This is a genomic window from Streptococcus sp. 27098_8_103 (assembly GCF_041432345.1).
Taxonomy (GTDB): domain Bacteria; phylum Bacillota; class Bacilli; order Lactobacillales; family Streptococcaceae; genus Streptococcus; species Streptococcus mitis_BV.
Genome location: NZ_JAPVZK010000010.1, coordinates 1 through 14,832, shown reverse-complemented (window position 1 = coordinate 14,832; position 14,832 = coordinate 1). Strand labels below are relative to the sequence as shown.

The 14,832-nt window shown below is 37.6% G+C and carries 2 protein-coding genes; both read left to right on the top strand.

What is annotated here, in order from left to right:
* Positions 1-300 precede the first annotated feature (300 nt).
* Positions 301-8,463, top strand: a complete 8,163-nt coding sequence (locus tag O3599_RS04430) for an Ig-like domain-containing protein (RefSeq protein WP_371512129.1) — start codon at positions 301-303, stop codon at positions 8,461-8,463.
* A 402-nt stretch (positions 8,464-8,865) separates the two neighbouring features.
* On the top strand, positions 8,866-14,832 hold a 5,967-nt coding region (locus O3599_RS04425; RefSeq protein WP_371512127.1), incomplete at its 3' end, for a GEVED domain-containing protein.

Below are 14,832 nucleotides of genomic sequence, written 5' to 3'. Positions count from 1 at the left end.
AAAGAGGGTAGAAAATATTCAGAAAATAGGAACAAAAGCGACAATTTTAAAAATTATGACCCTTATAAAATGCTGATAATTCAAGTAAAATGTTACCTAAATTTTACTTAGAAAATTGTTATTTTTTTGAAAAATTATAAATCAAATATCTTGTGTAATGAGATAAGATGTGATATTATTTATATACATGTTAATTGTGAATTAGATAAATTATCCTCTCAGTTAAGAAAAAATTGAGGAGGGATTTTTTGGGAAATTTTTAACTAACATGATGAAAATAAAAGGAGGTTGTTAGTCTCGATGAAAGGCAAGCAACAACAAGATTTTAGAGTAGAAAAATACATCCGTTATGGGATTCGTAAATATAGCTTTGGAGCGGCATCCGTAGCGATTGCGGCTGGTTTGATGTTCTTAGGAAATGGAGCAGTTTCAGCGACAGAGGTACAAAGTGCGGAAACTACCGTAACAGCAACTCTAGCTGAAAAATCTGATCATAATACCAAAGACGTAAAGTCAGAAATTGGAAAAACTACGGAAGCAAAAACAGAAGTTAAAGCAGAAGAGACTAAAAAAGTAAATAAAGCTGTTCTTGAAGCAAGTATTACTACTTTAGAATCTAAACTTTCAACTACTAAGAATGCAGACGCTTCAGTTATAGCCAATGCTCGTGAAGCCTTAGCTACTGCAAAAGCTGTTTTAGCAAATGAAGCAGCTAAGCAAGAAGAGGTAGATATCCAAAAAGATATTCTCTCTGCATTGGGAACAGTTGTAACTGAATCAAATAAACTTGGATTAGAGAAAGAACAGGCTGATAAAGACAAGGTAGCAAAAGCAGAAGCAGAAGCAGAAAGAAACGCTACACCAACAGAAAAAGCAGTTTCTGAAGCAACAACTGTCTTGACACAAGTTTCATCAGAAGCTGATGTAACTAATACACTTGCTGCTACAGAACTTCGTAAAAAAGAGGTATCAGAAGAAAATAGAGTAGCAGTTGAAGCAGCGGTTGCTAAAAACCAAGCGGTACTTAACGAATCAAAAGTACTTTTAGCTGACAAGAGCGTTACAAAGGAACAAGTAGAGGCTCAATTAGAACGTTTAAATGAATCAATTCTTGCAGTATACAGTGAACTTAAAAAAGCAGGAATTGGTCGTGATGGTAACTATAGTGTAGCGTTATCAGCTGATGAAGGATACACTAGAAATTCAACAGAGTTAAGAAAAGAAAACGGTGAATTTCTTACAGCTACAGGTAAATCATATAAAACATTAGACGGTAACGATAAATATAGAATATACGTTCACGGATACCAATCAGAAAATACAGAAATTGGAGCAGCTAACAGTGGAAGACCAGATGTAGGTGGACGTACAGATATTCCTTTATCAAAAACTGAAGCTCAAAAACTAGCAAAAGAAGCACTTTTATGGAAAGGTAAAGTTCGTGCTAGTGGAAAAAATAACGGTAATAATACCTGGGGAGCGGGTGGACCTTACGAGTACCTAGCAACTGAAATTTATGGTTATACTTACGAACAAGGAACTCACTATGTATATATTACAGATGTGAAAAAACGTTTCAGTTTATCACAAGAAGCAGAGGCAGCAGGCTATTCGATTAAAAAAATTGACCTTAGTAACTTGATTCCAGGTACTGGGTATAATGAAAAAACAGACACAGTAGAAGGGTATGCAGCATCTAACCTTCAAAATGGTGTTTATGATATGCGTTATATCGTAACAGTTGAAAAAGATGGACAATCTCAACAGGTTACTTTCCGTGATTTAACAGCTGGTTGGATTGGCTGGCAAGACTCATCAGCTCCATCTATTTTAGGAACATCTAAAATGGTTACAATCGGAGATGAAGTAGACCATGACATTAAATATGTAGATAACGAGGGAATGAATAAAGATGAAAGAGCTGGATATGTGTATGCAGATAACGGTTCTAAAGTAGTAGCAGGTTCTAAAACTGCTCCATCTACATCAAAAGCAGCAACATTTACAGCTATTGATGGAACAAAAATAAGAACAATGACATCACCTCAAACAGTTAATGCTCATACTACGTTAAATGGTGTTTACACAGGTCAAGACGCTTCAGTTGCAGACGTAATTCCAGGATTAAGTTATAATCCGACAACAGGGAAAATTCATGGAACAGCTTCAGAAGCTGGAATCTATACTGTAGCTGCATTAGCAAAAGACTACAATAACGCTACAAACGCTAAGAATGTTGACTGGAATATGGACGGGCAAGAAGCTCACGAAAATATTACAATTGCAGTAGCACCAAAAATTACAGTATCTAACGTAGAAGCTTATGCAACAAAAGTTCCTGTAACAGTATCAAACGGAGCAAATAAAGCAGAAATCACGATGCCTGATGGGACTGTAACAAACTTAGTTGTCAAAGATGGAAAATGGACTGTAGGCGCAGGAACTACGAATAAAGCAGTAAAAGAAGGCGATCAATTAGCAGATGCTTCAACAACAGCACCTACTAAATTCAATCTTCCTGTAACTTCAGATTCAACACAATATGTTGGAATTAATAGTATTGAAGCTAAAGCCTCTACGGATAAAGTTCGTGCAGATATTCAACGTGAGATTGCGACAGTAAAAGATGCAGCTGGAAAATCTTATACAGCGACATTTAACCGTGCAACAGGTAAGTATACACTATCGAATGAAGATGCATACGTATTAAAAGATAATGGAGACGGAACATCAACTTTAACAGAACGTCGTGTATATACAGATGCAAAAGCAAATGGAGATGTTGATTTTATTGTTTATGAATTTACACGTACATGGAATGCAACTTCTTCAGCAGCTAATTTAATTGATAAAGTAGCAGAAATTCGTAAAAATGGTGAAGTAACTGCAGTAGGAGACGTAACTCGTACAGTTACAGCTGTGCCAAGAGAACAAACAGCTGATAAACAAGGCCTTATTGTTACAGTGAAGTATGATTCAGCAACAAAACAATGGACAGCTTCTGACGGTTCAACAGTAACAGCTAAAGAATCTAATGCAGGATGGTCAATTGAAACATCTTCAGGATTCAAAGGGTATGTATCTTATCGTGAAGCAATTGGAAATGATGTAGCATCTATCCAAAATGATAAACCGACTGCTTCATCTACAAGCTATGCTGAAACAAAAGATAACTCTGTAGATTTACTAAAATCTCCTAAAGCTAATGTAGAATTTGAAGATGTGATTGATGACAATTCAGATGATGCTGAGTCAGAAACTATCAAAACTAAGTTAACAGTAACAGCTCCAGATGGAACGAAGAAAGAATTTAACTTAGCAGATGCGGAAGAAAAAGCTTATATTCAAGCACAACGTACAGCTGCAGAAAAAACACAAGCAGCAGCAGCGGCAATTGAAGAGGCTCAAGCGGCACAAAATGAACTAGCTCGTATTCAAGAACAAGTAGACCGTCAAGTACAAATGATTGCAGACGCAGAAGCAGCATTAGCGAACCTAAAACTTCGTACAATTTCTGTAACAGCGAAAGACTTAGCTGAAAAGAAACTTAAAGATGTAAAAGACTTCAAAGCTAGCTTAGATGAGAAATTAAAAGAAGCTCAAGGAAAACTTCCTGAATTAACAGCGAAAGTTACTTCAAGTCGTCAAGAAGCTTTAGAAGCAGAAAAAGCGGTAGAAGCAGCACGTACAGCATTAAAAACAAAAGCTGCAGAAAACTTATCAAATCCAGAAGTTGCAGCTTATACATTAGGTCAATACGGATCTTACAAAGTAACAGTAAGAGCTGTTGACTCAAACGGTGTTGTAACAACTCCAACAGTAGGAAAAACAGATGCTGGAGAAGTTACAGAAGACGCAGTTGCAGAAACAACTTACTACATCGTAGTTTCTAAACCTGAAAAATCATCTGGTGCAGAAGGTCAAGAACAAACTGATTCAATGGAAACAGGATTCAAGACTGGATTACCAAATAATGCAGAAGTATCTGACTACAAACTAGTAGATCCAGTATCAGGTAAGAAAACAGATTCTGTAACGACTGAAGAAGGTACGTATGCTATTGATGGAACTACAGGAGCAGTATCATTTACACCTGCACCAGGCTTTATCGGTAATGCTAAACCATTAACAGTGGCAGCTAACGTAACAATTACAGGAGATGACGGTCAACCAGTAGTAGTAGAATCTACAACGACTTATACACCAACAGTATATGGTGTTAAACCAAAAGATGATAAAACAACTGGAAAACAAGGTCAAGTTCAAACTTCAATTCCAGGAAGTGAAAGATTCTCAGCATTAAATACAACAGCGAATACTCCAGATAATACAAACGTAGACTGGACAACAGCTAAGTACTCATTAGAAGGTGCTAATGAAGAAGGTAAGGTTGTAGTTGAAGGAGAAGGAACATACGCTATTGACCCAACAACAGGTGCAGTGACATTCACTCCAGAACCAAGCTTCAAAGGACAAGCGAAAGGGGTAGAAGTAAAAGTATCTGTAACAGCAACTGATTCAGAAGGAAACAAAGTTGAAGTTACATCTAGTGGAGATTACACGCCAGAAGTTGAAGCAGTAGAACCAACTGCAGAACCTAAAGAAACTTCTGGAAAACAAGGCAGACCACAAACTCAAGATGCGACTACAATGTTCAAAGAAGGTGACAAATCAGCACCAATCGATAAGTCGACAATCAAACTTGTAGACCCAACAGGTGCAGAAGTCACAACAATGCCAGCTCTTAAAGATGGAAAAGAAGTGGGTACTTATACTTTAGACCCAGAAACTGGAGTGATTACATTCCAACCGAATAAAGACTTCACTGGAACACCAGATCCAGCGAAAGTAACTGCGGCAGACAAAAACGGAACAAAAGTTGAAACAACTTACACTCCAACTGTTACTCCAGTAGTACCAGAAGGACAAGATAAAACTACTACAAACCTTCAAGGATTACCTCAACAAAGTAAAGTGAAATTTACCGAAGGAGATCCGGAATTCCCAATCGACGATAAAGTACCTGCAACGTTCGAAGATGGAACGACTACAAAAGTAGTACCAGGAGAAGGTACATACACAGTAGATCCAGATGGAACAGTTCACTTCCAACCAGAAAAACAATTCACAGGTGTAGCTAAAGGTGTAACTGTAAAACGTGTCGATACAAACGGAACACCAGCTACAGCGAAATACACACCGATTGTTAAACCAGTAGTACCAGAAGGATTCGATAACATTACTACAGGAGTACAAGGTCAAGAACAAAAAGGTAAACCTTACTTTAAACCAGGTAATGAAGCAGTGCCGATTAATTACGATGCTCCAGCAACATTACTAGATCCAGAAACGAAGAAACCTGTTCCTTCAAATGAACTTCCAGCGAAAGATCCAGAAGGAAATGTAATCGGTAAGTATACTTTAAATCCGACTACAGGAGAAGTGAAATTCACACCAATAGATAAATCTTATGTAGGGCCAGTACAACCAGTAACAGTTCAACGTGTTGATAAAAACAATACACCGGCAACAGCTGATTATACTCCAGTAATCGTAGGAGTTAAACCAACGGCTAAGCCAGCTGAATCAACTGATGTACAAGGTGCAACTCAAAAACAACCAATTACGTTCAAAGGTGGAACTGCAGACTTAGAAGATCCAGCTGGAAACCCAATTAAATCAGATCCAGTTCCGGTTAATCCAGGTTCAGTTACATTAGTAGGTGAAAATGGAAAACCAACTGATGAAGTAGTTGTAAAAGATCCAAAAGATCCTAATAAAGTAATCGGTAAGTATACTCTTGTAAAAGAGCCTGGTAAAGATCCAGTTGCAGTATACACACCAGAAGACAAAACATACGTAGGAAAAGTTCCGACGGTAACGATTCAAGCAGCAGATATGAACGGAACTCCAGTAAGAACTACGTACACACCTAACATTAAACCTGTTAAACCAACAGCAACACCAGCTAAAACAACAGATATTCAAGGTAAAGCGCAAACAGGATTACCAGAATTCAAAGGTGGAACAGTATCGATTAACGGTGAAGAGAAAGTTGTTCCAATTGATGAAACAAAAGCTCCAAAACTAATTGATCCAACAACAGGAGAGCCAACTGACAAAGTTGTAGTAGAAGGAGAAGGAACATACACAATCGAAGATGGAAGAGTTAAATTCCAACCAGAACCACAATTCACAGGAACAGCTACAGGTGTAGAAGTTCAACGTGAAGATACAAACGGAACACCTGTAAAAGCTAAATACACTCCAACAGTAACTCCGGTTAAACCAACAGGAGAAGATGTTACATCAGAAGATATTCAAGGTGCTAAGCAAACAGGTACACCAGTATTCAAAGGTGGAGATGATGAATTCCCTATCGACAATAAAGTACCAGCGAAACTAATCGATCCAGAAACAGGAAAACTAACAGATGAAGTTGTAGTAGAAGGAGAAGGAACTTATACTATCGACAAAGATGGTAATGTAACATTCACTCCGAAAAAAGACTTCACAGGACAAGCGACAGGTGTAACTGTTCAACGTCAAGATACGAACGGAACAACAGTTCAAGCGCGCTACACACCTAAAGTGAAAGGTGTAACTCCAACAGCAACACCAGCTAAATCTAAAGATATTCAAGGTAAACCACAAACAGGATTACCAGAATTCAAAGGTGGAACAGTAACGGTTAACGGTGAAGAAAAAACTGTTGAGATTGATGAAACAAAGGCTCCTAAACTGATTGATCCAGAAACAGGAGAACCAACTGATGAACCAGTAGTAATTCCTGGAGAAGGAACATACACAATTGAAGATGGTAAAGTGAAATTCCAACCAGAACCACAATTTACTGGAAAAGGAGAAGGGGTAGAAGTTCAACGTGTTGATAAGAATGGAACACCAGTAACAGCTAAGTATACTCCAAAAGTACTACCAGTAACACCAACTGGAGAAGATGAAACATCAGTAGGACCTAAAGGTCAAACTCAAAAAGGAACACCAGTATTCAATGGTGGATCAGCGAAAATCAACGGTAAAGAAGAAACTGTTGAAATTGATAAGGATGTACCAGCTAAACTAGTTGATCCTAAGACAGGAGATCCAGTTGATTCTGTAACAGTTGAAGGCGAAGGAACATACACAATTGATCCTAAGACTGGCGAAGTAACATTTAAACCAGAACCAGAATTCTTAGGAACAGCTACAGGAGTAACTGTACAACGTGTAGATAAAAACGGAACAGAAGTAACGGCTAAATACACTCCAACAGTAACACCAGTAACAGCGACTGTAGACAAAACTTCAGAAGGACCTAAGAATACTCCTCAATCTGAAACTCCAGAATTCACAGGAGATGTTGACTTAGATGTACCACCTACGTTTGATGATGGAACAACTACAAGGGTGGTAGAAGGAGAAGGAACGTATACAATCGATAAAGATGGTAAAGTAACATTCACTCCAGACCCAGAATTCACAGGTACTGCAGATGGTATAACTGTCGTTAGAAAAGATAAATTAGGTAAAACTATTTCTGCTACTTACACACCAACAGTACGTCCGGATACTGAATTTGTAGATGAAAATGGAAATCCAATTAAAGGATATCCAAGCGAAGATGGAACAACACCGAAGAAAGATATTCCTGAGTATCGTTATGTAGAAACAGTAACAGACGAACACGGAAACACTAGACATATCTATAAACAAGTTGTAACCTTCTTCAAGGATAAAGAAGGAAAAGAAATTCCAAATTATCCAACAGAAGAAGGAAAACAACCGAAGAAAGATATCCCAGGATACAGATTCGTAGAAACAAAACCACTGCCAAACGGAGATACAGAACACGTATACGAAAAAGTAACAACATTCTTCAAAGATAAAGATGGTAACGAAATCAAAGACAAAGAAAGTGGATTTGTAGATAAGAAAGACATTCCAGGCTACCGCTTCGTAGAGACTAAGAAATTACCAAACGGCGATACAGAACACGTTTATGAGAAAGTTTCAACACCACTTATTCCTCAAACAGAGCCAGGTAAACAAATTACAACAACTTGGACAGATGAAAAAGGAAATCCATTGAAACCAATGGAACCAGGTTCTAAAGAACCAGGAACAATTCCAGGTTATGAATATGTGAAGACTGTGACAGATCCAAATGGAAATATCAGACATATCTTCAAGAAAGTTGAGATGCCAACTCCAAGACCGGTTGAACCAAGTCAACCAGTACAACCAGTTTCTCCACAAGAGCCAACAAGCCCTGAGAAACCAGTAACTCCAGACATGCCAGTAGTAGCTGAGCAACCAAAACAACCAGCAACACCTAAATATGTTGAAGGTCAAAAAGAGTTGCCAAATACTGGTACAGAAGACAATGCCCGTCTTGCGGCACTTGGACTTCTTGGAGTCTTGAGTGGATTTGGACTTGTAGCTCGCAAGAAGAAAGAAGATTAATTAAATCTATCTGATAAACGAATATAGCAGAAAACCAATGATGTAAAAGTCATTGGTTTTTTGAAATTTCCAATTTTTTTCCGAAAATGGATTTGCTAATATTCGATAAAAAATGGTAAAAAATGCTTTTAATATTACTAAAAAGAGGATGAATATTTAAAAATAAAATATATTTATTAGTATAAATAATAAAATAAGTTTAAAAAATAAAATATATTTATTATAGTGTAAATTTAAAGCCTAACTACTTGCTTGTAAGGAGAGAATATGATATCATTAAGTTGTATATAGTCTCCAAATTTTCGACATGCAAATTATTGTTATATTAAATGTTTCATAATGCCGATTTTTTGTGCTAAGTACATAAAAATAAAGTAAAACATAAGGAGGTTGTGAGTCTCAATGAAAGGCAAACAACAAGATTTTAGAACGGAGAAGTACATTCGTTACGGTATTCGTAAATACAGCTTTGGAGCAGCATCAGTAGCGATTGCAGCTGGTTTGATGTTCCTAGGTAACGGTGCGGTATCAGCGACTGAAGTACAATCAGCTGAAACAGCTATTTCAACACCTGCTCCTAGTCAAGATGCTAAGGACAAGGAAAAGGCCGAGCTTAAAGCTGAAACAGTAGAAACTGTAAAACCTGAAGTGAAAGCAGAAGAGGCTAAGAAAGTAAACAAGGCTATCCTTGAAGCAAGTATTGCTACTTTGGAGTCTAAACTTTCAACTGCTAAATATGCAGATGATACAGTAGTAAGTTCAGCTAAGGAAGTATTGGCAACAGCTAAAGCAACTCTAGCTAAATTAGATGCTAGCCAAGCTGATGTAGATGCACAAGCAGAGACTGTATCAGCTTTGAGCACAGTTGTAACTGAGTCAAATACTGCTGGTTTCGATAAGAAACAAGCGGCTGAAAAAGAAGCAGCTAAAGCAGAAGCTGAAAAGAAAGCAACTCCAGCTGAAACAGCTCTTTCAGTAGCGAAAACAGCTCTTACACAAGTATCGTCAGAAGCTGAAGTAACCAACAAATTGGCTGAGACAGAACTTGCTAAGGCTGATGTCAAAGAAGAAAACAAGGCAGCAGTTACAGCAGCAGTCGCTAAAAACCAAGCAGTTCTTGCTGAAACTAAGGCCCTTTTGGCTGATAAGAGTGTCACAAAAGAGCAAGTAGATGCTCAATTGGAACGCCTTAACGAATCAATCCTTGCAGTTTACAATGAATTGAAAAATGCAGGAATCGGCCGTGATGGTAAGTTTTCAGTTAACCTAGATGAAACTCAAACAACAGGTCTTAAAGATGCAACTACTGAAACAGGTAAAAAATGGTTAGCCGACCATGGATATAGTTCATTAGCAGATGTTCCGATAAAAAATGATCGTGCTGAAATCTCTAAATTGAATGATCAAATTCAATGGATTAACTTCTCTGATAAAACAGCATGGACAAATTTAAAAGAAAATGGACAACTTCAAGTAGGTTCACAATTTAGAAAAACATTGATTCCTGGTTATGAAGTTACAATGACTGTAAAAGCTTTAAGACCATTTGAATCAACAGAGGTTTATAAAAATCGTGTGGCAGGAACAGCTCATGCAGGGACTTACGATCCATATAAAGAGAATAAGTTTAAAAATGCAACAGGTATTGGAGGAAATTCTCAACACCCAAGTTATACTAACGTTAGGGAAAGAGGAAATGGTATTAATACTGGAAATGCTAAAACGGTACTTACTGGTGTAAATGATAAAGGATCCGCGGCCGATGGTACAATGGGTGGAGTATTATTCACTGTAGAAGCTACTTATCATGGTAAGCCAGTTAAGCCTGGTATTGTTATGACATCAGGAGAAGATATTAGTGCTGGGAAATTAGAAGCGGAAATATATACTACGAATGGTACTCCATGGGATTTAGCAGGAGTTATCGGTGGACCTCGTGGAACCAAACAATATCTACCAACACCTGACTTCAAAAATATGAACGAAAAAGATAAAATTAGAGTTTGGAACTCTCCAGAGATTGTAAAAGCTGTAGAAGCAGGTATGTTTGCTACTAGAGATGCTGCAACAGCAGGTTTAGGATCACAAGTTTTCGGATCATATTCTAATGGAGGAAACTATGCAACTCCTATTGTATCAACAGCAAATGTAACAGAAGTAGGGTTTTATATTTTAGCTTCAGGACAACAAGCATCTATGGTAGGGGTTAAGTTCTCAGACTTTGGTGATCTTCCAGAATCATATGGAACAGCTGAACACTATTTAAAAACTCAAACTTTAGATTTACAAACAAATACTATTAGACAAATTCAACAACCATACTTAGGTACTGAAAAAGCTGATATTGACTCTGCTCCTGGTAAACGTGTTCGAGGAATTGACTCAGATGACCAGAACGATAACCCTGATGAAGGTGTTAAACAATTAATTGATCCAGCGGACGTGCATAATAATGTAGATACTAGAGAACCAGAAGTAAAATTAGTAAAAGGTCCAGATAATACCTATGAAGTAAATATCAAGGCTTCTGTAAATGGAAATGATAGCTTTAAAGGAGCACCAGCGCCAGCTTATGTACGTGGATTTATCGATTTTAACCACAATGGTAAGTTTGATGAAGGTGAAGCTTCAGAAATTGTCACTGTAACTGAAAAAGATCAAAAAGTAAAATTAACATTTACGAATACACAAATTGTTGATACGACAAAAGAAGTAGTAAACTTCCGTGTTCGTATTGGAACAGAACGATCTCAAATTGAAAAGCCAGTTGGAATCGCCTTTGATGGTGAAGTAGAAGATAACCAAATTCAAGTTGCTTTACCTCCACGTGGAGATAAGGAAGAAACTACAGGTGCACAAGGGGAAACACAATCGATTGATTTTGAATTTGTTAACCGTGCAGAAGGTGACGATGCAACTAATGTTGGTTCTGGAAATGGAAAAACAACCTTCAACTCATATGGTAAGATTTACTACTCTAATCAAAGAAATTCAATTAGTTTAGAAACAACTAAAGTTAAACAATCTGAAGGTGTTATGATTGTTGGTGATAATGGAAATCTTGTTAAAACGTATACAAAAGCAGGGCAAGGTAAGTATGAAGTAACAGATACAGGAGTTACATTCACTCCAGAAGCGAACTTTGTAGGTAAAGCAGATGGTGTTGCCCTACGTGCAGTAGATGCGAATGGTCAAACTACAGGATGGAAAGCTTTAACTGAGAAAAATGGTCTTGTAAACAATAATACAGGAATTCATTCAACTACAGAGTTAACTATGGATGCAGTTTACATTCCAAATGTAACGCCAAAACAAATCACAGGCGAACCAAAAACTTCTATTGACGTTCAAGGTAAAGAACAAAAAGAAACTGTAGTATTCAAAACTGATTCAGGAAAAGCTACAGAAGTTGTTATTACACCAAGTACGACTAGTCCTGCAAAACTCATCGATCCAGTAACAAAAGTGCCTACAGATGCTAAAACTGTAACTGTAGATGGAGAGGGAACTTATACAATTAATCCTGAAACTGGTGAAGTAACATTCCAACCACTTCCAACATTTACAGGTAAAGCAAAAGGAATTGGAGTATCACTAACAGCACCAGTCGGAGTTGATAAAACAGGAGCTAAGGTAACTTCAACTGCAACAACAACCTACACACCAGAAGTAACACCAGTAAAACCAACAGCAGAGCCAGCTACTTCAACAGGACTCCAAGGTGAAACTCAAACAGGAAAACCTACATTCACAGAAGGAGATGCAGAAGTACCAATTAAAGCAGGTTCAGTTAAATTACTAAATGCTAATGGAACTGAAGCTCAAGGGGCAGTACCAGCCTTAGATCCAAATGGAAACAAAGTTGGGGAATACACAGTAGACCCAGCAACAGGTGTTGTAACATTCACACCAACAGATAAGACTTATGTAGGACCAGTAGTACCTGCAAAAGTACAAGCAGAAGATAACAACGGTACTAAAGTTGAAACTAAATATACTCCATCAATCGTAGGAGTTAAACCAACTGCTACACCAGCAGAATCATCAAATATCCAAGGTGAAGCACAATCTGGAACTGTAGCATTTGCACCAGGTAAAGCGACAATCGAAGGTGTAGAAAAATCAGTAGCAATCAAGCCTAACTCAGCAGTTTTACTTGATAAACAAGGAAATCCAGTAATGGCTGGAACTCCAGTAGATGCTGAAGATGCAAATGGAAATAAAGTTGGGGAATACACAATTAATCCAGCTACTAACACAGTAACATTCACACCAACAGATAAAACTTACACAGGTACTGTAGTTCCAGCTAACGTACAAGCAGAAGATGAAAATGGAACAACAGTTAAAACAACATATACTCCACATATCGTAGGAGTAGTTCCAACAGCAGAACCAGCTACTTCAACAGATATCCAAGGGGTAGAACAATCAAAAGAAGTTACATTTACTCCAGGTAAAACGGAAATCAATGGAACAGAAAAAACAGTAGCAATTGATACAACTTCATTTAAATTATTAGATGAAAATGAAAATGCAGTAGACTCAGTTCCAGCGAAGAACCCAGCAGGTGATGTGATTGGTACGTATACACTTAAAGTCGTATATGGAAAAGTGAATGCAGTATTTACACCAACAGATAAAACGTATGCGGGTGAAGTTGAGCCAGTAACGATCCAAGCAAAAGATACAAATGGAACAGTTGTAAAAACAACTTATACTCCATCTATTACACCAGTAGAACCATCAGGAACACCAACAACTTCTGAAGGAATTCAAGGTGCTAAACAAGAAGGAACTCCATCATTCACACCAGGTGATGAAAGAATTCCTATGAAGATTGATGCGGATCAGCCAGCTAAATTAGTAAATCCTGAAACTGGAAAACCAATAGATGATACAACAATTCCAGCAAAAGATAATGATGGAAATACAGTTGGTACCTACACAATTGAACCAACAACAGGTAAAGTAACATTTACACCAAATAAAGACTTTACAGGTACACCAGTAGCAGCAACTGTTCAAGCAAAAGATGCGAATGGAACACCAACAACTGCTACTTATGAACCAACAGTTAAACCAGTAACACCAACAGGTTCAGATACTGTAACAGAAGATGTTCAAGGTTCAATTCAAAAAGGTAAACCAACATTTGAAGGTGGCACAGTAACAGTTAACGGTGAAGAAAAAACTGTTGCAATCGATGAAGATAAACCAGCTAAATTGGTAGATCCAAAAACAGGTGATCCAGTTGAATCAGTAACTATCGATGGTGAAGGAACATATACAGTAACTCCAGACGGCATAGTAACATTTACACCAGAAAAGAACTTTACAGGTAAAGGAACAGGTGTTACAGTTCAACGTGAAGATAAGAATGCTACACCAGTGACAGCTAAATACACACCAGTTGTAAAACCAGCAACACCAACAAGTTCAGATGTCATCACAACTAATGTTCAAGGTGCAATTCAAGAAGGAACACCAACATTTACAGGTGGAAAAGTAACGATTAATGGTCAAGAAAAAACTGTTGCAATCGATGAAGCTGTAAAACCAAAATTCGATGATGGAACAACTGAAAAAGTAGTACCAAACGAAGGAACATACACAATCGATGAAAATGGAAAAGTAACATTCACTCCAGAAAAAACATTCACAGGACAAGCTGCAGGAGTAACAGTTAAGCGTGTTGACAAAAACGGAACACCAGTAACAGCTAAATACACACCAGTAGTAATCCCAGTGTCACCAACTTCTAAAGATGCTGAATCAGAAGGTCCAAAAGGACAATCTCAAGAAGGGACACCAACATTTACAGGTGGAAAAGTAACACTTAACGGGAAAGAAGTACCAGTAGCAATCGATGAAAATGTAAAACCAAAATTCGATGATGGAACAACTGAAAAAGTAGTACCAAACGAAGGAACATATACAATCGATGAAAATGGAAAAGTAACATTCACTCCAGAGCCAAACTTCGTAGGAAAAGCTACAGGAGTAACAGTTAAACGTGTTGATAAGAACGGAACACCAGTAACAGCTAAATATACTCCAACAGTTCGCCCAGATACTAGATTTGTAGTTATCGAAAAAGATGGCAAAGAAACAGATTTACTTCCATCTAAAGATGGAGCTAAACCTTCAGAACCAATTCCAGGATATAATGTTGTTAGAACTGAAATTGATGAAAAAGGAAATACAAAACACATCTACGAAAAAGTTAAAACATCATTCAAGGATAAAGAAGGAAACGAAATTCCTAAATATCCAAGTGAGCCAGGAACAGTCGATAAGAAAGACATTCCAGAATACCGCTTTGTAGAGACTAAGAAATTACCAAATGGTGATACAGAACACATCTAC